Here is a 20,117-nt window from a genome sequence, read left to right as displayed (position 1 = left end):
CCCGGGGCGGGGGCGGCATTCGCCTTCCGGCGTACGGACGGCGTCCCGGCCCGGCCTCAGCCGCGGTCGTCGGCGAGGACCACCGAACGCGTGAGGTGCCGGGGGGCGTCCGGGTCGAGGCCGCGGGCCGCGCCGAGGGCGGCGGCCAGCCGCTGGACGACGACCAGGTCGGCGAGCGGATCGCGCCCCAGGGCCACCAGCCGGCCGCCGGTGCGCGCGATCTCCCCCTCCAGTCCCGCCGGGAGGTCCCCCGGGTCGCCGAACCACCACGCCACCCGGCCGGGCCCCGTGACGCTGATCGGGCCGTGCCGGTACTCCATGACCGGGTACGCCTCCGTCCAGGCGCCGGCCGCCTCCCGCATCTTGAGCGCCGCCTCCTGTGCGACGCCGTAGGCCCAGCCTCGGCCGAGGAAGGTGAACTGCTCGGTCTCCAGCAGCCCGTCCGGCAGCGGCGCGGCGAGCGCGGCCTCCGCCTGGGCGGGCAGCCCGGCGAGTTCCTCCCCCAGCAGGGCGCGCAGCAGGACGAGTTCGGTGGTGGCGAAGCGGGTCTGGACGACCGAGGTCTCGTCCGCGAAGTCCAGCACCACCGCCGCGTCGGCCAGTTCCATCACGGGAGTGGCGGGATCGGCCGTGACGGCCACCGTCGGAACGGTGCCGCGCAGCCGGGCCAGCACCCCCAGCACCTCGGTCGTCGTGCCCGAGCGGGTGAGGGCGACGACCCGGTCGTAGGCCCGGCCGGCCGGCATCTCCGATGCGGCGAAGGCGTCCGTCTCCCCCTGGCCGGCGCTCTCACGCAGCACCGCGTAGGCGTGCGCCATGAACCACGAGGTGCCGCAGCCCACGACCGCGACCCGCTCGCCGGGCCGGGGCATCGCGGCCCGCCAGGGCGCCTCCGCGTCGCCCGCGAGGGCGATGGCGCGGCGCCAGCAGTCCGGCTGGGCCGCCGTCTCGGTCTCGGTCCTGCTCGGGTTCGCGTCCTGTGTCCGGATCTGGGTCCGGCTCTGGCTCTGGCTCTGGCTCATCGGTGGACTCCCCTCCCCGGCCGGCGGGCTGCCCTTGACACCGAGCACGTCCGGTCGAGCATCATGTGTGAAGTTGCTCGACTCTAGCAATTTTCCTGCAGAAAGTTGCATGCTGCTTCATGGGGTGGGCGGGACGACGGAAGGGGGAGGTGGCCCGTGCGACGGCAGGCCCGGTCAGGCGCGGACGACCTCCACGCCGGCCGCCGCGAAGGGCTCGACCAGCGCGGCCGGCGCACTCCCGTCCGTCACCAGGACGTCGACCTCCTCCACCGGGCAGATCCGGGCGAAGGCCCGCCGCCCCAACTTGGACGCGTCGGCGACCACCACCACCCGCTCGGCGCGCCGGGCGAGCGCCTGGTTGACGCTGGCCTCGCCCTCGTCCCGGGCCGCCGCGCCATGGGTGACGTCGAGGGCGTCCACGCCGAGGAACACCACGTCGAGGGTGAGCTGCGCGAGCAGTTCCGCGGCCAGCGGCCCGGTCAGCTCGTACGAGGCCGGGCGGGCGACACCGCCGGTCACCACCAGCTTCACGTGCCGCCGGACGGCCAGTTCCCCGGCGATGTTGAGCGCGTTGGTGACGACCGTGAGCGCGGTCTCGGCGCCGCTGTCGGCGAGGTCGGCGCGTGCGGCGAGGGCCCGGGCGACCTCCGTTGTCGTGGTGCCGCCGTTGAGCCCCACCACCGCGCCCGGCTTCACCAGGGCCGCGGCCGCCCGGGCGATGCGCTCCTTCTCCGGGGCGTTGCGGGCGGCCTTGTACCGCAGCGGCAGGTCGTAGGCGATCGCGTTGATCACCGCGCCGCCGTGGGTGCGGGTGACCATGTTCTGCCGGGCCAGTTCGTCCAGGTCGCGCCGGATCGTCGCGGCGGAGACCGCCAGTTCGGCGGCGGCGGGCTCGACCTCGACGCTCCCGTCCCGGGTCAGCATCTCCAGCAGCGCGCTCCATCGGGCCTGTGGTCCCGCCATCTCCTCGTCCCCTGTCCTCGGGTGGGCCGGCCCGGCCCGGCGCCCGCGTGTGGTCACGCGCCGTCACGCGTGTTTCTGCGGCTTTTCCAGGCGGAACCGTCACGTTCACGCATCATCATCCCATCCTCGAGAGGTCGCCACGTCATGCCGCTGGTCCCCACCGCCGAACTCGTCCGCGCGGCCTACGCCGACGGGTGCGGGATCGGTGCCTTCAACGTGATCACCCTGGAGCACGCGGAGGCGGTGGTCGCCGGCGCGGAGGCCGCCGGGCGGCCCGCGGTCTGCCAGATCAGCGAGAACGCCGTGCGCTTCCACGGCGGTGCGCTCGCCCCGATCGCCCGCGCGACGGCCGCGGTCGCCGAGTCCGCCGCGGTCCCCGTGGGCCTCCACCTCGACCACGTCACCGACGAGGACCTGCTGCGCCGCGCCGCGGACTGCGGGTTCGGCTCCGTGATGTACGACGGCTCGGCGCTCCCCCACGACCGCAACGTCGCCGCCACCCGCGCCGCCGCGGACCGGGCCCACGACCGCGGTCTGTGGCTGGAGGCCGAACTCGGCGAGATAGGCGGCAAGGACGGCGTGCACGCCCCGGGCGCCCGTACCGACCCCGCCGAGGCCGCCGCCTTTGTGGCCGCCACCGGGATCGACGCCCTCGCCGTGGCGGTCGGCAGCTCCCACGCCATGACGACCCGCACCGCACGGCTCGACCACGATCTGATCGCCCGTCTGCGCGGAGCGGTGCCCGTGCCCCTGGTCCTGCACGGCTCCACCGGGGTACCCGACGAGGAGCTGCGCCGCGCCGTCGCCGGGGGCATGGTCAAGATCAACATCGGCACGGCGCTGAACATCGCCTTCACCGGCGCGGTACGCGACTTCCTCGCGGCGGACTCCGCCACCGTCGACCCGCGCCGCTACCTCACCTCCGCGCGCACGCGCATGGCCGCGGCCGTGGAGAGCGCCCTGCGCGTCCTCGGCTGATCCTCGGTCGCGGGGCGCGGGCGCGGTCGGCGCGCGGGCCCGGTCAGCGCCGCCCCGCCGCCTGGAGCCGCCTCAGCGTCCACCCGCGCCCGCCCGGGTCGAGCGGGCGCGTCGCGGCGGTGAACAGCTCCGCCGCACGCCGGTAGGACAGCCGTCCGCGGCCGGTGCGGAACAGCGGCCCGTCGACGCGCCCCAGCACGAGCAGCGGCAGCAGCCGGGCCGAGCCGTCCCCCCAGCGCAGCGGCTCCCCCACGCGCTCGCGGGTGCGACGGCCGGGCAGGACGAGGTCGTCGACGTCGAGCGCCAGGAGCCGTTCGATGGGCGCCCCCGTCTCGTGGAGCAGGTGCCAGAAGGCCTGCTCGCGCAGTGGTGCCCTCAGCCGCAGAACCTCGCGCACCTGCTCGGCGTCGAGGCCGGCCTCGGCACGGCGCGGCTTCGGCACGGGCAGCGCCCGCAGGCCCTCCGTGGGGTCCGCGGACAGCCAGCCCGCCGCGCGCCACCACGCCACGGCGCTGCACAGGACGGAGAGTTCGCGGTTGGCCGTACGGGCGCCGACCGCCGCGGACCGTGCCGCGAAGGCGTCGCGGAGCCGCCCCGCGGTACCCGGTGCGTCGAGCAGGGCCAGCGGGACCGCCGGGGGTTCGGCGTTGCGGCGGCCGCCGCCGACCGGCGGGGGACGGTCGACGAGTCCCCAGGCCCAGGTGGCCAGCGCGATCCGGTAGACCCGCCGCGATCCCTCGCCGAGCCCGGAAGCGGCCAGGAAACGTTCGACGGCCACGGCGTACTCCACCGGCTGGGTCATAGGGCGTCCACCCCTCCCCCGTCGATCCTCCGCAACGGCTGAGCAACGGGCCGCCGCGATCGACCGCAGTAAATCACTCTTCACCCTGACCCGCAGCCATCATAAGTTGATTCGACCCGACTCAATAGTTTCCGCCACGGGCCTGGCGTGTCGCCGACCGCCCCCGGCACGCTGCGCCCATGGCACTCCCCCACCTCCCCGCGGTCCTGCGCGAACGCGACTTCCGTCGCTTCTTCATCGGCTACGCCACCTCGCTGTTCGGATCGTCGATGGCGTCCGTCGCACTGGCCTTCGCGGTCCTGGAGACCGGCGGCGGTGGCACCGAACTCGGCCTGGTCCTGGCGGCGCGGATCCTGCCCCTGGTGCTGGTGCTGCTCGCCGGCGGCGTCCTGACCGACCGCTGGGGCAGCCGGCGGGTGATGCTCGCCGCCGACGTCACGCGCTGCCTCACCCAGGCGGGCCTCGCCCTCGCCCTGCTGGGCGGCGCACCGCACATGGCGACGCTGATCGGGCTGGTCGTCGTCTGGGGCGCCGCCGAGGCGCTGTTCACCCCGGCGCTCGACGCGCTCGTCCCCCGCCTCGTACGGGGGGACGCACTCGCCGACGGCAACGCATTGCTGGGCGTGGCCCGGTCCGCGGCCTCGATCGCGGGACCGGCGCTCGCCGGCGTCCTCACGGCGGTCGCGGGCGCCTCCGCGGTCCTCGCCGTGGACGCCCTCAGCTACGGGGTGAGCGTCGTCGCGCTGCTCCTGTTGCCGCGGACCGTCCGGGCCGGTGGGCCCGCCGCGCCCTTCGTGGCGGAACTGCGCGAGGGCTGGACGGAGTTCCGCTCGCGGACCTGGCTGTGGGTCACCTCGGTCCACGTCTGCCTGTTCAACCTCCTGGTGTGGGCGCCGTTCCTCGTCCTCGGACCGCTCGTCGCCCAGCGGGAACTCGGCGGCCCGGGCTCCTGGGGCCTGATCATGGCCCTGTACGGGGCGGGCGCGGTTGCCGGCGGCACGGCGATGCTGGGGCGCCGGCCGCGCCGCCCGCTGTTCATGGGCACGGCCGCCACCCTCGGCTGGGCGATGCCGTCGGCCGCCCTCGCCAGCGGGCTGCCGCTGCCGTGGATCTGCGCCGCCGCACTGGCGGCCGGTGTCGGCTCGGCCGTGTGCGGCACCCTCTTCGCGACGGTCACCCAGTCGCAGGTGCCGCCCGGCGCCCTCGCCCGGGTCAGCGCGTACGGCGCCTTCGGGGCCTTCGCGCTCGGGCCGGTGGGACTGGCCGCCGCCGGTCCGGTGTCGGTCCTGTTCGGCGTCGCGGGGGTGCTGGGCTTCGGCGCGGTCTGGCAACTCGCGGCGGTGGCCGTGGTCCTGGCGCTTCCCGCCGTACGCTCCGCGCTGCCGCGACCGGAGACGGCGGCGGCCCCGGCCTGCGGCGGGAACCGGGACGCGGGCAGCCCCTCCCCCACGACGTGAAGCCCGCGGCGCGCCCGACGTGTCCGCGGGTCGCGTGCGTCGCGGCGACCCCGCACCCCGCCCGGCACGCGGCAGGTGACGGGGCGCCGGGCGTCAGCGGCCCGCGGACTGGCCGCCGTCGACCGGGAGCACCACACCGGTGACGAACGGCGCCCTCTCGAGGTAGAGGACGGCCTCCACGATGTCGTCGATCTCCCCCATGCGCCCCACCGGGTGCAGCCCGGCGAGCGCGTCGTGGCTCTCCACCGGGTGCATCGGGGTCTTGATCGTCCCCAGCGCCACCGCGTTCGCCCGGATGCCCCGGGTGGCGTACTCGGTCGCCAGCGCCTTCGTCGCGGACTGCAGACCGCCCTTCGTCAGCGACGCCAGCACCGACGTCACCTTCACGTCCGGCTGGTCCCCCAGACTGCTGGAGATCTGGACGACGTGTCCCCCGCCCTGCTCCAGCATCCGCTCGACGGCCCGTTGCGTGACGCGGAAGAACCCGTCCAGGTTCACCCGGAGCACCGCCCGGTAGTCGTCCTCGGTGTACTCGGTGAACGGCTTCGCGACGAAGATGCCCGCGTTGTTGACCAGCGTGTCCACCCGGCCGAAGCGCTCCACCGCCGTCGCGATCACCCGCTCGGCCGTCTCCCGTTCGGCGATGTCGCCCCGGACGGTCACCACTTCCGGGTCCGCGGACGCGCCGATGTTCCGCGAGGTGGCCACCACCGCGTACCCCAGCTTGCGGTACCCCTCGACCAGCCCGGCACCGATGCCCTGCGAGGCACCCGTGACGACGGCGACCCTCTGACCCTGAACGCTCATGGCCTGCTCCCGGTGGACTGCGGTGGGTGGACTTCACCGGCGGGACGGCCGACGGGTCAGCCGCGACCCTGACGGCCGGACGACCGGACGGCAATTCCGGCGGATCGGAGGAAATCTACCGCTTGTAGGGGTCCCCGTCGGGGAGCCAGGCGTCCGGACGGTGGATGCCGAGGTCGCCCACGCCCCCGGTGAGGGCGTCCACCACGGCCAGCACGGTCTCGCGGACCTCGTCGGCCCGCCAGACCAGCGACCAGGTCCAGTACACCTCGGGGGCCACCACCGGGCGCTTGACCAGGTCGGGCGGCAACGGACTGGTCTGGCCCTTGGGGCTGTTGAGGACCGGACCGCGGATGCGGCGGACGTGGTCGAAGAACCCGCTGCCGGTGACACCGCCGTCGGAGATCCGGACCGCGCGCGCCCCGCTGTCGGCGGCGAGCCGCTCGGCATAGAGGTTCCACGACAGCCAGGAGGTGGTGTCGTCGTCGAGGAGGAGGACGGTGTCCTCGGCGCGGACGGCACCGGTGTCGTCGCCGGTGGAGACCGCGTACAGGCGGTCCGCACCCAGGAGCCGGGACCGCAGTCCGTGCCGCTCCAGGTCCTCGGTCCGCACCCAGGTGACGGCGAGGTCCAGGCCGCCGTCGCCGACCCGGGCGGCCTGGGTGTGCGAGGGCGCGATCCACGCGTCGACGTGCAGCCGGGCCACCGCCGACGCGCGGGCCGCCAGGTCGGCGGGGAGCCAGTTGACGTAGCCGAGCCGCACCGCTTCCGAGCCGCCCAGTTGCTTCGCCCGCCGCCCCACGTCGTCGGCGCGCTCCAGCAGCGCCCTGACGTGCGGGAGCAGCGCCGAGCCGGCGGGCGTGAGCGACACCGAGCGGCGGTCACGGTCGAAGAGCCGGACCCCCAGATCGCGTTCGAGCGCCTTGATCTGCTGGGACAGGGAAGGCCCAGCGATCAGGAGCCGTTCGGCCGCCCTCCCGAAGTTCAGTTCCTCGGCGACGGCGACGAAGTACCGAAGTTGACGCAGCTCCACGCCGCCATGCTAGGGCCTGGTCGAGCGGATCTCCGCACCGCCGGGCCCGAGGGAGGCTCCGCCTCCCAGGAGGGAGGAAACGGGTCCTGGCCGGTGGACCGCCGCCGGACCCACCCTGGGGACCGGTCGGGGCTCCCGGCCCGGAAGCGGCGGAGCGAGCCGGTCGACCAGCTATAGTCGATCGGTCGTATACTGTTGCCATGGGACGCACGAGTGATGCCAGGGAGAAGATCATCACTGCCGCGCAGACGCTCATCGAGCAGCGCGGCTACTCGGCCCTGGGGGTGGCCGAGATCTGCAAGGCGGCCGCGGTGCCCAAGGGCAGTTTCTACTATTTCTTCGAGTCCAAGGAAGCCCTCGCGCTGACCGTCATCGACGAGCACTGGGCGGCGCAGAAGCGCGAGTGGACCCGCATCCTGGGCGCCGACGCGGCCCCTCTGGAGCGGCTGCGCCGGCTCTTCGAGGCGACCGAGGAGGTCCAGCACGCGGGCCAGGAGTCCTGCGGCACGGTGTCGGGGTGCATGTTCGGCAACCTGACGCTGGAGATGAGCAACCAGACGGAGTCCATCCGCCGGCGGCTGCAGGAGATCTTCGACACGCAGGTCGGCATGATCGACGAGCTTATCGGCGAGGCCCGTGAGCGGGGCGAGGTCACCGTCGCGGACACGCACGCGGCGGCGGTGTCGGTCGTCGCCCAGCTCGAGGGGCAGGTGCTGTTCGCCAAGCTCTACAACGACACCGGCCGCCTCAGCCCGCTCTGGACGAACTGCCTCGCCATCCTCGGCGTGCCCGCGCAAGCCGAGGCCGTGGCCGCTTCCTGACGGCCGCCGCACCGCGGGCCCGGGGCCCGCGGTGCGGCGCCCCGGGGGTCAGCGGCCCGGCAGCCGTTCGGTGATCTCCTGGAGCACCCACTCGTTGCCGTCGGGGTCGGCGAACGAGGCGAAGGAGCAGTAGCTGCGCCGCTGCGCGTCGGGACCCGGCACGCGTCCTTCCGTCCCGGCGCGGTGGAACACCCCTCCGGCGTCGTGGAACACCTCGCTGACCTCGACCCCCCGGCCCACCAGCTCCTCCCGGGCGGCCACGACGTCCTCCACGACCAGGTGCAGGCCGCGGGCCGAGCCCGGCTCGGTGCCGCTGACGCCGGTGCCGAAGATGACCGCGCAGGGCGAGCCGGGCGGGGTCACCTGGACCACACGGAAGTCGTCGCCGGTGGTGACGTCCGCGTCGAGGCGCCAGCCGAGGCCCACGTAGAAGTCCTCGGCCCGGTCGACGTCGGCGACGGGCACCACCACGACCTCGAGTTTCATGTCCACAGGGGTTGCTCCTTTCTCTGGCCCCGTCCGGCGCGCGGGCACGCCGGACGCCACGGTCCGCGGGATCCGTACCCCCGCGCCACCGCGGGCGGACGCCGCGGACCGCACCGCCACCGCGTTGGCGGTGCGGACGCCTCAGCGCGCGAGGAAGGGGAGCAGCGCCGCGGTCACGTCGGCGGGCGCCTCCAGGGCGACGAGGTGGGCCGCGGCCGGGAACTCGACCAGGGTGGCGCCGGGGATCGTCGCGGCGTAGCGGCGGGCGATGTCCCGGAAGTCGGGCAGGTCCAGGAGGCCGACACCGACCAGGGCCGGCACGGAGAGGACGGCGACGTCGCCGTCCGCGCGGCCGCGGGAGTGCGCCTCCACCGTGCCCTGGTGGGTCAGCGCGGTGCGCATCGGCCCGCGCACCCGGTCGGCCACCCCGGCGGGCACCTCGTCACGTCCCCGGGCCGGGCCGTACAGCAGCGTCTCCAGGTTGACGCGGACGGCGGCGTCCAGGTCACCCGCGGCGAGCGCCTCGCTCTCGGCCGCGTCGTAGGCGACCATCCGCGGCGACCAGTCGTACCCCGGCCACGGCGGGGCGAACACCGCCAGGGAGCGGACGCGCGCGGGATGGGTGAGCGCGAAGTCGATCGCCACGCGGCCGCCGAAGGAGGCGCCGACCACATGGGCCCGCTCGTGGCCGAAGTGGTCCAGGACCCGGCGCAGGTCGTCGTGCTCGCTGAACGGCGCCGCGGGTGGCGGGGACTGGCCGAAGCCGCGCGTGTCGTAGCGGATGACGGTGTGGTGTTCGGCGAGGCCTGGCACGACACCGTCCCACATCCGGTGGTCGGCGACGCCGGCGTGCACGAGGACGACGGGCGGGCCGTCACCGGTCACCGTGCAGGCGAGGCGGCCGAGTTCGTCGGCGAGGGTCAGCATCCGCCGATGCTCGCACGACGCCATGGCCGGACGCCCGAGAATTCCGCGCGGGCGGCCCCTGCCGCGCGGGGCACACCCTGCGCTCACCACGGGAACGTCGCGGGGAGGGGCACCCGCACGTCCGGCGCGTCCGCCGTGTCCGCGACGCCGGAGCGCGCCACTGACCCCGGTGCCCGGCCTGCGTCGTCCTCAGCGCGTCGCGTAGGTGAGGTAGGCGAACTGACCGACCTGCTCGACGCCGGTCAGCCGCAACCGGGCCGCGGTCAGCCGCCTCGGCAGCAGCGGCGCGCCGGCGCCGAGGGTGACCGGAGCGACGCCCAGGACCAGGTCGTCCAGCAGTCCGTGGTCGGCGAAGGAGCCGACGAGTTCGCCGCCTCCCACGAGCCAGATGTCCTTACCCCGGGCGGCGACGGTCATCGCGTCGTGGACGGGGCGGACGTCGTCGCGCACGAAGGTGACGTCCGCGCCGGGGAGGGCGGGCAGCTCCCGGTGGGTGAAGACCCAGGCGGGGGTGGTGCCGTAGTACTCCGCCCACTTCCCGGGCCGCTCCAGGAGCCGGTCGTGCTCCAGGATCCACTCGTACGTGGTGGCGCCCATGGCGAACGCCCCGACACCGGCGAAGAAGGCGGTGAACCGCGCGAATCCCTCCCCCTCGACCTCGAAGAGCCAGTCGAGGGAGTTGTCCGCGTCCGCGATGAAGCCGTCGAGACTGGTCGCGGTGAAGTACCGGGTCCTCGTCATCCCCTCAGCCTGGCAGACGGGGACGACCGGCATCCGGCACTACAGCAGTCCTTCCGCGACGGGCCCCAGGGACAGGGCGGGCAGGAAGTTCAGCAGGGCCAGGATCAGGGCGGCGCCGACGGCGAGGACGAGGAAGTTGACGCCGTGCGGGCGCAGGGTGCCGACCGTGACCGCGCCCGCCCGCTGCCGTGCGAGGCGGCCCGCGAGGGCGAGGACGAACACCATGGGGACGTAGCGGCCCACCAGCATGACCACCACCATCAGCAGGTTGTGCAGGTCGGTGGCGCCGTTGAAGCCGGCCATCGCGCTGCCGTTGCTCGCCGCGTTGCTGGTGTACGCGTAGATGAGCTCGGTCAGGCCGTGCGGTCCCGGGTTGCCCATCGAGGAGCGTCCTCCGGGCGGGGCCACGGCGATCGCCGACGACACCAGGATGACGGCGGGCGCCACGAGCGCGTACAGCGCGACGAGCCGCATCTCACCGACGCCGATGCGCTTGCGCAGGTACTCGGGGGTACGGCCGACCATCAGCCCGCCGACGAAGACGGCGACGAGGATCACCATCAGGAGGCCGTACAGGCCGCTCCCGGTGCCGCCGGGGGCGATCTCGCCGAGCATCATCCCGGCCAGGAGCACGCCGCCGCCGAGGCTGGAGAAGCTGTCGTACGAGGCGTTGGCCGCACCGTCCGCCGACGCGGTCGCCGACACGCCGAACAGGGTGCTCGCCGGGACGCCGAAGCGGGTCTCGGTGCCCTCGGTCTGGCCGCCCACCGCGACGCTGACGGTGCCGGTGTGGGCGCTCTGGGCCAGGTTGCCGGCGGCCAGCAGCAGGCCGAAGAGGATGCCGACCACCGCGAGGAGGGTCCAGCTCTGCTTGAGGCTGCCGACGAGCCGGCCGTAGGTGCGGATCAGGGCGGCCGGCACGAGCAGCATGAGCACGATCTCAAGCGTGTTGCTCCAGGCCGAGGGGTTCTCCAGGGGGTGGGCGCTGTTGGCGTTGAAGACCCCGCCGCCGTCGCCCGACATCAGCTTGATCGACTCCCAGGAGCCCACGGGGCCGGCGAGCTGGTCGCTGCCCGAAAGATGCTGCGGCACGCCGAGGGCGATCAGCAGGAGGCCGGAGACGACCGCGAGGGGCAGGAAGACGCGGAGGACGCCGCGGACGAGGTCGACCCAGAAGTTGCCGAGCCGGTCGGTGCTGCGCCGGACCAGACCGCGGACGAGGGCGAGCGCGACGCAGATGCCCACCGCGCCGGACGCGAAGGCCTGGGTGCCCAGACCCGCCATGACGGCGAGGTGGCCGGTGGTGGACTCACCCGCGTAGTTCTGCCAGCTGGTGTTCGTGGTGAAGCTGACGGCGGTGTGCAGGGCGAGCCGCCACGGCATGCCGCCGCGGCCCAGCGACCACGGCAGCCGGTCCTGCAGCGAGAACAGGGCGAACAGCGCGGCGATGCTCACGGCCGAGAAGGCCAGCAGCGCGAACAGGTAGTGCCGCCAGTCCTGTTCCTTGTCGGGGTCGACGCCGCACATGCGGTACAGGGCGCGTTCGGGCGCCAGATGGCGGCCGCCCTCGAAGGCGCGTGCCATGTAGTCGCCGAGGGGGACGTGGAGACCGGCCACGACGGCGATGACGAGGGATGCCTGGATCCAGCCGTACATGTCTGCTCTCACGCTCCGGGCATGGGGTCGGTGCGGTCCAGGGCGGCGTTGAGCCCGACGACGTCGACGGCGGGCCCGCCGAGCACGCCGAGGGCACGGCCCGTGGTGTATCGCGCGATCAACGCGCGCACGGCGTCCTCGCCGATCCCCCGCTCACGGGCGACCCGGGGTGCCTGGATCCCGGCGTACGCGGGGCTGATGTCGGGGTCGAGACCGCTGCCGCTCGCGGTGACCGCGTCGGCGGGGACCTCGGGCCGGGCCGGGGCGTCGCCGCGCACGGGGGTGACGACGGCCCGGGAGTAGTCGGCGCCGGGTTCGGCGCAGCGGACCTCCAGGTGCTCGTAGGCCGTGAGGAACGGCCGGGCGGGGCACGGCTGGTTGAGGCTGACGACGCCGGTCGCACGACCGGTGGTGCCGCCCTCGCGGAGGACGCCGAGCACGGCTCCCACACCGTCGGGGGTGCAGTAGGGGCGGGCGCCGTCGACGTGCTCGCGTTCTCCGACCTCCTTGCTGCGGGCGCACACCTGGCTGAGCAGGCTGGTCCTGTCCGAGGCGTCGACGACGCTCTCGGCGCCCTGGTTGCCGGCGCCGGAGGCCACCGTGTCGTAGCCGTCACCCGCGTTGGAGGGGCGCGACTGGAAGTAGCCGGGCAGGGCGGCCCCCTTCGCGTCGGTGTAGGACCTGCCGATGAGGGTGTCGCGTGCGGAGGCGTCCCGCAGGCCCGGCAGCTGGGCGAGCAGGGTCATGCCCAGGGGATAGGCCAGTCCCACGAGGAGGGTGAGGGCGAGCACCACGCGGACGGCCGCGAGTTGGTGCGCCGCCCAGCGGGGCGGCGTGAAGGTGCGAGGCATGGTCAGATCCCGGGGACCAGGCGGACGAGGGTGAGGTCGATGATCTTGATCGCGAGGAATGGCACGACCGCCCCGCCGAGGCCGTACACCCACAGCGTGCGGGTGCGTGACGAGGCGGCGCGGCCCCGCCGGTGACGGACGCCACGGAGGGCGAGCGGGATCAGCGCGGCGATGACGACGGCGTTGAAGACGACGGCCGAGAGGACCGCCGAGCCCGGCGAGTGCAGCCGCATGAAGTCGACGGCGTGGAGCGACGGGTAGAGCCCGCCGAAGACCGCCGGGATGATCGCCAGGTACTTGGAGATGTCGCCGGCGATCGAGAAGGTCGTCAACGCGCCACGGGTGAGCAGGAGTTGCCTGCCCATCTCGACGATCTCCACGATCTTCGTGGGGTCGGAGTCGAGGTCGACCATGTTCCCCGCGTCCTTCGCGGCCGAGGTGCCCGCGTTCATGGCGACGCCCACGTCCGCCCGGGCCAGCGCCGGGGCGTCGTCCGTGCCGTCGCCCGTCATGGCGACACGGTGACCGCCGGCCTGTTCGTGCCTGATCAGGGCGAGCCTGTCCGCCGGGGTCGCCTCGGCGAGGAAGTCGTCCACGCCCGCCTCCTCGGCGATGGCGCGGGCGGTCACCGGGTTGTCGCCGGTGACCATGACGGTGCGGACGCCCATCCGCCGCATGGCCTCGAAGCGTTCGCGCAGCCCGGGCCTGACGACGTCCTCGAGGTGGATGACGCCCAGGACGCGGGCCGGGCCGCCGCCGGCCGGGGATTCCGCGACCGCGAGAGGCGTCCCTCCGGCCGACGACACCCGCTCGACGTACACGTCCAGTCCGGCGGGTACGGTGCCGCCGCGTTCACGTACCCAGGCGGCGAGGGCGGCGGACGCTCCCTTGCGCAGCTGCCTGCCTCCGGGGAGGTCGACCCCGGACATGCGGGTGGTGGCGCTGAAGGGCACCCACTTCGCGTCGGGCAGGTCGATCTCGTCGGCCTTGTGGTGGGAGAGCGCGTAGTGCTCGCGGGCGTGGGCGACGACCGCGCGCCCCTCGGGGGTGTCGTCGGCGAGGCTCGTCAGGAGCGCGGACTGGGCGAACCACTCGGGCTCGACGCCGCCCAGCGGCAGGAACGCGCCGGTCCTGCGGACGCCTTGGGTGATCGTGCCGCTCTTGTCGAGCAGGAGGGTGTCGACGTCCCCGGCGGTCTCCACGGCCCGGCCGGAGGCCGCCAGGACGTTGCGCCGCACCAGGCGGTCCGTTCCGGCGATGCCGATCGCCGACAGCAGGGCGCCGATCGTCGTCGGGACGAGGCAGACCAGCAGCGCGACCAGGACGATCCCTGTGACGCCGTCGGCGGTCCCCGAGGCGGCCCCGGCACCGTCGCCCGGGCCGGCGGAGAAGACCGCCATGGGCCGCAGGATCACCACGGCTGCCAGGAAGACGACGGTCAGCACCATGAGCACCAGGTTGAGCGCGACCTCATGCGGCGTCTTGTGCCGGTCGGCGCCCTCCACCAGGGCGATCATGCGGTCGAGGAAGCTCTCCCCCGACTGCCGGGTGATGCGCACGACGATGCGGTCGGACAGCACCTTTGTGCCGCCCGTGACCGCCGAACGGTCGCCGCCCGCTTCACGGATGACCGGTGCGGACTCACCGGTGACGGCGGACTCGTCGACGGCGGCGACGCCTTCGACGACGTCGCCGTCACCAGGGATCGTCTCCCCGGCCCCGACGACCACGGTGTCGCCGCGGCGCAGGGCGATGGCGTGCACGACCTTCTCGCCGTCCTTCGTCAGCCGGCGGGCCGTGGTGATCGTGCGGGACCGGCGCAAGGCGTCGGCCTGGGCCCTGCCGCGGCTCTCGGCGACGGCCTCGGCGAGGTTGCCGAGGAGGACGGTGAGCCAGAGCCAGGCCGTGGTGAACCACCCGACGACGGTGGGGTGGACGAGGGCGAGCCCGGTGGTCAGTGCGGCGCCGGTCCCGGTGACGAACATGACCGGGTTGCGGACCAGCGTGACGGGGTTGAGCTTGCGCAGGGCCTCCGGGAGGGCGAGCCGCAGCTGTCCGGGCGCGAGCGGGCCGCCGCCGGGGGCGTTCTCGTGCGCGGCCCCGCCGGGAAGGGCGGGGTTTCCACGGTCCGGCCTGACGGGCGCGGGCGCGGTGGTCATCGGACGCCCTCCGCGACGCTCATGCGGACGGTGTGCTCCACACTCACCGGACTTCTCTCTTCTCGTGCGTCGGGCCCGAGGATCGGGACCGTGGTTCGGGGGCGGTCGTGCGGGCCCCCTGGTCGGGGGCCGGCGGACCGGAACGGCCGTGGCGCACCTCCGGGCAGGGGGACGCGGGGACATCACCTGCCCGGAGGGCGTTCGGGGGCGTCGGGCGACGCGGCGGGCTCGCGGGTCCCGCTCAGAGGCCGATGTCGCGGACGCGGAAGTCGGCGAGCGATTCGCGGCGGACCAGCAGCCGCGCCCGGCCCTCGTGGACGGCGACGACCGGCGGACGGCCGACGAGGTTGTACGTGGACGCCATCGACAGGTGGTAGGCACCCGCGACCGGCACCGCCAGCAGGTCCCCGGGCCGGACGTCGGCGGGCAGCGGCACCGCCGAGGCCAGGATGTCCCCGGCCTCGCAGTGCCGGCCGACCACGGTCACCAGGACCGGCTCCTCGGTGGAGTGACGGCCGATCAGCCGCGGTGAGTAGCGCACCCCGTACAGCGCGGGCCGGGGGTTGTCGCTCATGCCCCCGTCGACGGCGACGAAGGTCTGGCCGCCGGTGCGCTTGACCGACAGCACGTGGTACAGCGCGACACCGGCGGGGCCCACGATCGCACGGCCCGGCTCCACCGTCAGCCGCGGCACCGGCAGCCCGGCGGCCGCGCAGCCCTCGGCCAGTTCGGACCGTATCCGCGCGGACAGCGTCGTCAGGTCCATCGCCGCCTCGCCGGGGCGGTAGGCGACCGCGTGGCCGCCGCCCAGGTCGAGTTCCGGCAGCGTGACACCGTGCTGCCTGCGCACGGCGGCCAGCAGGCCGACCAGCCGGCGCACGGCCGACAGGTACGGCTTGACGCTGCTGATCTGCGAGCCCAGGTGGCAGTGGAGGCCGACCAGTTCCAGCCGGGCCTGGTCCAGCACGCGGGCGATGGCGTGCTGCGCCGACCCGTCGGCCAGGGACAGCCCGAACTTCTGGTCGTCGGTGCCGGTGCGCACCGCGTTGTGGTGACCGGCGGCGATGCCCGGCACGATGCGCAGCAGCACCTTCTGCCGGTCCCCCGGCGGGACGTGGGCGGCCAGCCGGGCGATCTCGCCGGTGCTGTCGATCACGATCCGGCCGACGCCCAGGCGCAGCGCCGTGGCCAGGTCCTCCGGGCTCTTGGCGTTGCCGTGCAGGAGGATTCGCTCCGGCGGGAAGCCGGTGACGACGGCGAGTTCGAGCTCCCCGGCCGAGCAGACGTCGAGGCCGAGGCCCTCCTCGTCCACCCAGTGGGCCATGGCGCGGCACATGAAGGCCTTGGCGGCGTACAGCACGTCGCCGTCGGGGAAGGCCGCGCGGTAGGCGCGGCAGCGGTCCCGTACCTCGCCCTCGTCCAGGACGTAGGCCGGGGTGCCGAAGCGTTCGGCGACCTCGGTCAGGGGGACCCCGCCCACGGTGACCTCACCGTGGGGGGCGGAGGAGGCGGACGCGGGCCACACCGACAGGTCGGCGTCGGGGTTCGCGGTCTCCAAGTGCTCGGTGACGGCGGTCATGACGGCGCTCCTTTCAGCCGATCCACAGGGCCAGGGCGTCGACCAGCGCGACCGCGCCGGTGACCCTGAGGACCCCGAGGGTCTGGGGGTCGAGACGGCGGCCGGTCTCGTCCGGTGCGTCCGACACGGCGGGTGCGGCGAGCTGCGGGTCCACGGTGAGTGCCGTGACGCCGAGCGGGCGGGCCATCGACCGCAGCGCGAACTCCGAGAGGGTGATCCACTGCTGGTCGGGGCCGAGCGTCTCCGCGAGACGCTCCGGGGTGGTGAAGCCGACGGCCGTACGGCCGCCCAGGGGCGTGCGGAACATGCGCGCGACGCATCCCACGGGTCCCGGCCGGACGGGGACGTACAACGTCTCCCGGTGTCGTCCGGCCGGGGACGGATCCGAAGGTTCCGGGTCGTCCCCGTACATGAGCTCTGTCATGGCTTCCTCCTGGTGAGGCACCTGCTGTGGTTCCTGGGGCGCCCCGGCCGCAGCCGGCGGTCCGGGACGCATCAGGGACGCTATGCCCGGGGTCAGGGGGGTGAGGGCGGTCCCTGACGCGACGTTGACGGCGAGCGGGCGAACGTTAACGGCGCGGGTCGCCGGGGTGGTGCGGGCGGCGTCAGGATCGCGACAAAGGCCTCCGGTCCGGGTGTTCCCGGGCGTTTCATGGAGGCATGAACGAGGTCCGCGAAGAGTGCGTCGTGGTGGGCGTCAGCGGCTCCCCCGGGAGCGTGGCGGCGTTGCGCCGGGCCGCCGCGGAGGCCCGGCGCCGGGAGTGCGTGCTGACCGTGGTGACGGCCTGGGAGGCGGCGTGGGACACCGCTTCCGGGACGCGGAGCAGGTGGCCGCCGCTGCCGCCGGAGCCGGACCGGTGGCGCCGCCCGGCCCGGCGCAGGCTCCTCATGGCGCTCGACGCCGCCTTCGACGGCGACCTGCCGCTCGACCCGCCGCTGCGCCCGGTCCTCGCGCTGGGGCGCCCGGGACCGGCCCTCGTAGAGGTGGCCGCCGAGGGGGCGGGGCTGCTGGTGGTCGGCACCGGTTCGCGCGGTCCCTGGCAGCGGCTCTTCGCGCCGTCCGTCGCGGCCCACTGCTTCGCGCACGCCCGCTGCCCGGTCCTCGCCGTACCCTCCGAGCCGCCGGGCGTGCCGCCGGCCCGCGGCCGATCGGGCGGCCGCCGCTTCGGCCCCCGGTGGAGCCCGCGCGGCTTCGTGACGCCGTGAGCCCGCGCCCGGCCCGTCGGTGTCCTGTGCGGCGGACAGCTCGCGCGGCCCCGGTCTCCGCCGCTTCCGGCGGGCTCCGCCCCGGTGGGGCGGAGCCGGGGCCCGGGGCACGCGTAAGGCTCCGGGCGGAAGGGGCGCCGAGAAGGATCGGCCCATCTGCCCGGAGCCCTGTGGTCTGCAGCGCGCGGCCCGCCGCCGACGGTTCAGCGGCAGGACCTCACGAGGTGACGCGCAGGTGGCGTCGTTCGGCCAGTTCCTCCTCGCCGACCACGGTCAGCACCGGGCTCCCGGGCGGTGCGAACATGACCACCACCAGCTGGGACTGCGCGTCGGCGAGGTTGTTGGCGCCCTGGTAGTGGATCACGTCGCCGCCCGGCTCGAAGAGGGCGTCACCGGCCTTGAGCACCCGGGGCGCCTGACCCTCCAGCTCGAAGAGGATCTCGCCCTGCGTCACGTAGCCGAAGACCGGCCCCGGGTGCCGGTGCGGCGGAGCACCCGCGTCACCGGGCGGCAGGGTGACCCGGATGGTCCTCGCCTCCGCGCCCGCCGGGATCCGCCCCGCCGCCTCCGGCAGGCTCCCGACCAGTTCGACGCCGGGGGGCAGGTGTGCGTGCTCAGCGCTCATGTGTTCCTCCAAACAGGGACTGTCCGAGGAAGGACAGGACGGCCGCCGCTTCTGTGACATCCCCCGCGCGGCAATCCCGCCCGGCCGCGCGGGTGTTCCCGCTCCCGGCGGCCGCCCCGCGGGGGAACGGGCGCGGGCTTGGCGCGCACCCCAAACGCGATATAGCGTTAGTTCGCGAAGATGTATCGCGTCTTGCGCAACCACCGACCAGAACGGGGTGAGGACATGCCGGGAGAGATCCGGCCCACGGGTGCGCCGTCCCCTACGGACACGCCCCTCGCGCCGCCCCCGTTGCGGGCCTCGCACGCGGACCGGGACCGGGTGGTGGACGTCCTGACCGTGGCCGCGGGCGACGGGCGGCTGTCGGCCGCCGAGCTGGACGAACGCCTGGAGGCCGCGCTGTCGGCCCGGACGCTCGACGAACTGGCCCCGCTCACCGCCGACCTGCCGGCGGCCGCGGGGACGCCGGGCACGGCCGCGGAGGACGTCAAGGACGTGGTCCGGGTCGACAACCGCGGCGGCTCGTTCCGCCGTGTCGACCGGTGGGTCGTGCCGCGGCGCATGGAGGTCCGCTCGGAATGGGGCGAGGTGGTGCTCGACTTCACCCACGCCGTGATCACGCAGGACACCCTCCGCATCGACATGGACGTCCGCGGCAGTTCCCTGGTGCTCGTCACCCGGCCCGGCATCGTGGTCGACACCGACGGACTGGCCGTCGAATTCGGCACGGTGGACGTCCGGCCCGCGGCCGGCCCGGCGGCACCGGTGGCACTGCGCGTGGAACTGGCGGGCGAGCTGGAGTACGGGAAGGTACGGGCGCGTCCGCCGCGGCGGACCTTCCTGCGGTGGCTGTTCCGCCGCCCGGCCGCGCTTCCGGCGCTCACCGGCTGACCCGGCGCGCGCGCCCTGGCGCGCGGTCCCCGCGGGGCCGCCCCCGGGTCGTCCGACTCGTCCCGCGGGCGGACGGGAGTCGCGATACTGACCCGCGATGAGCCTCCGCATCGCGCCCCCGCGCCTCCGCACGCCCTACGGCGCACCCTCCAGTGGTCCGTCGCGGGAGGTCTACGTCCCGCCCGCGGAGGCGGGAGGCGGCGGGCTGGGCGAACTGCTCGTGTCGGCGCAGGGCGTGGTGGTCTGTGTCGTCGCCGCTCTGCTGCTCGTCTTCCTGGTGACCGACCGCCGTTCCCCGAGGCGCCGCGCCCGCCACCGCCGTTGACGCGGCCGGTTCAGGCGGCGCCGTCCGGCTCCCGGGACCCCTCGGCGGGGAAGAGGATCGGGCTGACGAGGTGCCGCATCCGCCCGGGCGCCGGTCCGTTGGCCAGCCGGGGCAGCAGGACCCGCCGCAGGTCGGCGATGAGTCCGGCACGCTCGTCCTCGCTCAGCCAGAGCGCGTGCTGGCGGTAGCCGACAAGGTCGGCCGCCGGATCGGCGCCCTCGCGGTCGAGGTAGGCGTCGAACTCGGCCATCAGCGCCGCCATGGCGACGGCGAAGACCCTCCGGTGGTCCTCCCGCGAGACCGACGCCGCCGTCTCCGCGTCGACCACGACCCGTTCCCGGCGCAGGCGGTAGTGGCGCTCGACGGCTCCGCGCACCCTCTGTTCGTCCTCGACCTCGAGCACTCCCGCGTCCGAGAGCAGACCGACGTGGCGGTAGACGGTGGCCTTGGAGACGTCCGGCAGGAGGCCGCACAACTGTGACGTGGTGAGGGTCCGGTTCCCCGACATGGCGTGCACGATGCGCAGCCGCACGGGGTGCAGCAGGAGGTCGACCGTGTCCATGGACACACGATCTCATGTCGGATACCTTTCTCAAAGTTGAGAACGTATGGGAGGGGACCGGAGATGACCCGTCAGCAAGCTCGCCGCGCCGACGCCGCCGTCGTGGGGGGGGGGGCCCCCCCCCGGGGCCCCCCCCCCCCCGGGGGGGGGCCGGGGGGGCCCCCCCCCCGCCCCCCCCGCCCCCCCCCCCGGGGGGGCCCCCGGGGGCGGGGGGGGGGGGGGGGGAGAT

Annotated in this window: 21 protein-coding genes; 6 read left to right on the top strand and 15 right to left on the bottom strand. The window is 74.6% G+C overall.

Annotated elements, in window-relative coordinates:
• Positions 1-56: 56 nt before the first annotated feature.
• Positions 57-1,022, bottom strand: coding sequence for an SIS domain-containing protein (locus ACFZAU_RS38200; RefSeq protein WP_500556027.1), 966 nt, complete (start codon positions 1,020-1,022; stop codon positions 57-59).
• Positions 1,023-1,196: 174 nt separating this feature from the next.
• A complete protein-coding gene (locus ACFZAU_RS38195; protein WP_500556026.1) occupies positions 1,197-1,985 on the bottom strand; it encodes a DeoR/GlpR family DNA-binding transcription regulator in 789 nt (262 codons plus the stop codon).
• Between the two features lie 144 nt (positions 1,986-2,129).
• On the opposite strand from ACFZAU_RS38195, the gene ACFZAU_RS38190 reads away from it, so the two are divergent.
• Positions 2,130-2,963 carry a class II fructose-bisphosphate aldolase gene (locus ACFZAU_RS38190; RefSeq protein ID WP_500556025.1) on the top strand — a complete coding sequence of 278 codons (834 nt, stop codon included), beginning with the start codon at positions 2,130-2,132 and terminating at the stop codon, positions 2,961-2,963.
• Positions 2,964-3,006: 43 nt separating this feature from the next.
• On the opposite strand, the gene ACFZAU_RS38185 is transcribed toward ACFZAU_RS38190, so the two are convergent.
• Positions 3,007-3,765, bottom strand: coding sequence for a site-specific integrase (locus ACFZAU_RS38185; RefSeq protein WP_500556024.1), 759 nt, complete (start codon positions 3,763-3,765; stop codon positions 3,007-3,009).
• A 179-nt stretch (positions 3,766-3,944) separates the two neighbouring features.
• Here ACFZAU_RS38185 and ACFZAU_RS38180 point away from each other — a divergent pair, with 179 nt between their 5' ends.
• A complete protein-coding gene (locus ACFZAU_RS38180; protein WP_500556023.1) occupies positions 3,945-5,222 on the top strand; it encodes an MFS transporter in 1,278 nt (425 codons plus the stop codon).
• Between the two features lie 93 nt (positions 5,223-5,315).
• Here ACFZAU_RS38180 and ACFZAU_RS38175 read toward each other — a convergent pair whose 3' ends face one another.
• Both ACFZAU_RS38175 and ACFZAU_RS38170 read right to left on the bottom strand, forming a co-directional pair.
• Positions 5,316-6,029 carry an SDR family NAD(P)-dependent oxidoreductase gene (locus ACFZAU_RS38175; RefSeq protein WP_500466071.1) on the bottom strand — a complete coding sequence of 238 codons (714 nt, stop codon included), beginning with the start codon at positions 6,027-6,029 and terminating at the stop codon, positions 5,316-5,318.
• Positions 6,030-6,144: 115 nt separating this feature from the next.
• Positions 6,145-7,059: a LysR family transcriptional regulator gene (locus ACFZAU_RS38170; protein ID WP_500556022.1), complete on the bottom strand. Its 915-nt coding sequence runs from the start codon at positions 7,057-7,059 to the stop codon at positions 6,145-6,147.
• A 200-nt stretch (positions 7,060-7,259) separates the two neighbouring features.
• Here ACFZAU_RS38170 and ACFZAU_RS38165 point away from each other — a divergent pair, with 200 nt between their 5' ends.
• On the top strand, positions 7,260-7,880 hold the full coding sequence (locus ACFZAU_RS38165) for a TetR/AcrR family transcriptional regulator (protein ID WP_500556021.1): 621 nt from the start codon (positions 7,260-7,262) through the stop codon (positions 7,878-7,880).
• A 48-nt stretch (positions 7,881-7,928) separates the two neighbouring features.
• Here the strand turns inward: ACFZAU_RS38165 and ACFZAU_RS38160 are convergent, their stop codons facing one another.
• The 8 genes from ACFZAU_RS38160 to ACFZAU_RS38125 all read right to left on the bottom strand — a co-directional run bounded on the left by ACFZAU_RS38160 (position 7,929) and on the right by ACFZAU_RS38125 (position 16,703).
• Entirely contained in the window at positions 7,929-8,372 is a 444-nt protein-coding gene (locus tag ACFZAU_RS38160) for a VOC family protein (protein WP_500466068.1), read from the bottom strand.
• A gap of 135 nt (positions 8,373-8,507) precedes the next feature.
• The gene (locus tag ACFZAU_RS38155) at positions 8,508-9,293 is read right to left on the bottom strand and encodes an alpha/beta fold hydrolase (RefSeq protein WP_500556020.1); all 786 of its coding nucleotides are present in this window, start codon (positions 9,291-9,293) and stop codon (positions 8,508-8,510) included.
• Between the two features lie 189 nt (positions 9,294-9,482).
• A complete protein-coding gene (locus ACFZAU_RS38150; RefSeq protein WP_500556019.1) occupies positions 9,483-10,034 on the bottom strand; it encodes a dihydrofolate reductase family protein in 552 nt (183 codons plus the stop codon).
• A gap of 39 nt (positions 10,035-10,073) precedes the next feature.
• Positions 10,074-11,702 (bottom strand): potassium-transporting ATPase subunit KdpA, encoded by a 1,629-nt coding sequence (gene kdpA / locus ACFZAU_RS38145; protein WP_500556018.1) that lies wholly within the window; start codon positions 11,700-11,702, stop codon positions 10,074-10,076.
• The gene (locus ACFZAU_RS38140; protein WP_500556017.1) at positions 11,699-12,541 is read right to left on the bottom strand and encodes a potassium-transporting ATPase subunit C; all 843 of its coding nucleotides are present in this window, start codon (positions 12,539-12,541) and stop codon (positions 11,699-11,701) included. The genes kdpA and ACFZAU_RS38140 overlap by 4 nt, the downstream gene beginning before the upstream one ends.
• 2 nt (positions 12,542-12,543) lie before the next feature.
• Entirely contained in the window at positions 12,544-14,700 is a 2,157-nt protein-coding gene (kdpB, locus tag ACFZAU_RS38135; protein ID WP_500556016.1) for a potassium-transporting ATPase subunit KdpB, read from the bottom strand.
• Positions 14,701-14,941: 241 nt separating this feature from the next.
• The gene (lysA, locus tag ACFZAU_RS38130) at positions 14,942-16,279 is read right to left on the bottom strand and encodes a diaminopimelate decarboxylase (protein WP_500556015.1); all 1,338 of its coding nucleotides are present in this window, start codon (positions 16,277-16,279) and stop codon (positions 14,942-14,944) included.
• A gap of 13 nt (positions 16,280-16,292) precedes the next feature.
• Entirely contained in the window at positions 16,293-16,703 is a 411-nt protein-coding gene (locus ACFZAU_RS38125) for an SAV_915 family protein (protein ID WP_500466061.1), read from the bottom strand.
• 236 nt (positions 16,704-16,939) lie between these two features.
• Here ACFZAU_RS38125 and ACFZAU_RS38120 point away from each other — a divergent pair, with 236 nt between their 5' ends.
• The gene (locus tag ACFZAU_RS38120; RefSeq protein ID WP_500556013.1) at positions 16,940-17,485 is read left to right on the top strand and encodes a universal stress protein; all 546 of its coding nucleotides are present in this window, start codon (positions 16,940-16,942) and stop codon (positions 17,483-17,485) included.
• Between the two features lie 217 nt (positions 17,486-17,702).
• Here the strand turns inward: ACFZAU_RS38120 and ACFZAU_RS38115 are convergent, their stop codons facing one another.
• The gene (locus tag ACFZAU_RS38115; RefSeq protein ID WP_500556012.1) at positions 17,703-18,110 is read right to left on the bottom strand and encodes a cupin domain-containing protein; all 408 of its coding nucleotides are present in this window, start codon (positions 18,108-18,110) and stop codon (positions 17,703-17,705) included.
• A gap of 225 nt (positions 18,111-18,335) precedes the next feature.
• Between ACFZAU_RS38115 and ACFZAU_RS38110 the strand changes: the two genes are divergently transcribed.
• Together ACFZAU_RS38110 and ACFZAU_RS38105 are read left to right on the top strand one after the other, a co-directional pair.
• A complete protein-coding gene (locus tag ACFZAU_RS38110; RefSeq protein ID WP_500556011.1) occupies positions 18,336-19,001 on the top strand; it encodes a DUF1707 SHOCT-like domain-containing protein in 666 nt (221 codons plus the stop codon).
• 97 nt (positions 19,002-19,098) lie between these two features.
• The gene (locus ACFZAU_RS38105; RefSeq protein ID WP_500556010.1) at positions 19,099-19,326 is read left to right on the top strand and encodes a hypothetical protein; all 228 of its coding nucleotides are present in this window, start codon (positions 19,099-19,101) and stop codon (positions 19,324-19,326) included.
• Between the two features lie 10 nt (positions 19,327-19,336).
• On the opposite strand, the gene ACFZAU_RS38100 is transcribed toward ACFZAU_RS38105, so the two are convergent.
• Positions 19,337-19,888: a helix-turn-helix domain-containing protein gene (locus ACFZAU_RS38100; RefSeq protein WP_500556009.1), complete on the bottom strand. Its 552-nt coding sequence runs from the start codon at positions 19,886-19,888 to the stop codon at positions 19,337-19,339.
• Between the last annotated feature and the right edge of the window lie 229 nt (positions 19,889-20,117).

Source organism: Streptomyces sp. NPDC008238 (genome assembly GCF_042956445.1).
Taxonomy (GTDB): domain Bacteria; phylum Actinomycetota; class Actinomycetes; order Streptomycetales; family Streptomycetaceae; genus Actinacidiphila.
The sequence above is the reverse complement of the archived record's forward strand: the minus strand, read 5'-3'. Positions and strand labels throughout refer to the sequence as shown.

Bases quoted from the DNA above. Each gene is read 5' to 3' on its own strand.
- ACFZAU_RS38165 (WP_500556021.1), top strand. From the start codon at position 7,260: ATGGGACGCACGAGTGATGCCAGGGAGAAGATCATCACTGCCGCGCAG.
- ACFZAU_RS38110 (WP_500556011.1), top strand. From the start codon at position 18,336: ATGCCGGGAGAGATCCGGCCCACGGGTGCGCCGTCCCCTACGGACACG.
- ACFZAU_RS38100 (WP_500556009.1), bottom strand. From the start codon at position 19,888: ATGGACACGGTCGACCTCCTGCTGCACCCCGTGCGGCTGCGCATCGTG.
- ACFZAU_RS38185 (WP_500556024.1), bottom strand. From the start codon at position 3,765: ATGACCCAGCCGGTGGAGTACGCCGTGGCCGTCGAACGTTTCCTGGCC.
- ACFZAU_RS38125 (WP_500466061.1), bottom strand. From the start codon at position 16,703: ATGACAGAGCTCATGTACGGGGACGACCCGGAACCTTCGGATCCGTCC.
- ACFZAU_RS38120 (WP_500556013.1), top strand. From the start codon at position 16,940: ATGAACGAGGTCCGCGAAGAGTGCGTCGTGGTGGGCGTCAGCGGCTCC.
- ACFZAU_RS38195 (WP_500556026.1), bottom strand. From the start codon at position 1,985: ATGGCGGGACCACAGGCCCGATGGAGCGCGCTGCTGGAGATGCTGACC.
- ACFZAU_RS38105 (WP_500556010.1), top strand. From the start codon at position 19,099: ATGAGCCTCCGCATCGCGCCCCCGCGCCTCCGCACGCCCTACGGCGCA.
- ACFZAU_RS38180 (WP_500556023.1), top strand. From the start codon at position 3,945: ATGGCACTCCCCCACCTCCCCGCGGTCCTGCGCGAACGCGACTTCCGT.
- ACFZAU_RS38175 (WP_500466071.1), bottom strand. From the start codon at position 6,029: ATGAGCGTTCAGGGTCAGAGGGTCGCCGTCGTCACGGGTGCCTCGCAG.
- ACFZAU_RS38200 (WP_500556027.1), bottom strand. From the start codon at position 1,022: ATGAGCCAGAGCCAGAGCCAGAGCCGGACCCAGATCCGGACACAGGAC.
- ACFZAU_RS38155 (WP_500556020.1), bottom strand. From the start codon at position 9,293: ATGCTGACCCTCGCCGACGAACTCGGCCGCCTCGCCTGCACGGTGACC.
- kdpB (WP_500556016.1), bottom strand. From the start codon at position 14,700: ATGACCACCGCGCCCGCGCCCGTCAGGCCGGACCGTGGAAACCCCGCC.
- ACFZAU_RS38190 (WP_500556025.1), top strand. From the start codon at position 2,130: ATGCCGCTGGTCCCCACCGCCGAACTCGTCCGCGCGGCCTACGCCGAC.
- ACFZAU_RS38150 (WP_500556019.1), bottom strand. From the start codon at position 10,034: ATGACGAGGACCCGGTACTTCACCGCGACCAGTCTCGACGGCTTCATC.
- ACFZAU_RS38115 (WP_500556012.1), bottom strand. From the start codon at position 18,110: ATGAGCGCTGAGCACGCACACCTGCCCCCCGGCGTCGAACTGGTCGGG.
- ACFZAU_RS38140 (WP_500556017.1), bottom strand. From the start codon at position 12,541: ATGCCTCGCACCTTCACGCCGCCCCGCTGGGCGGCGCACCAACTCGCG.
- lysA (WP_500556015.1), bottom strand. From the start codon at position 16,279: ATGACCGCCGTCACCGAGCACTTGGAGACCGCGAACCCCGACGCCGAC.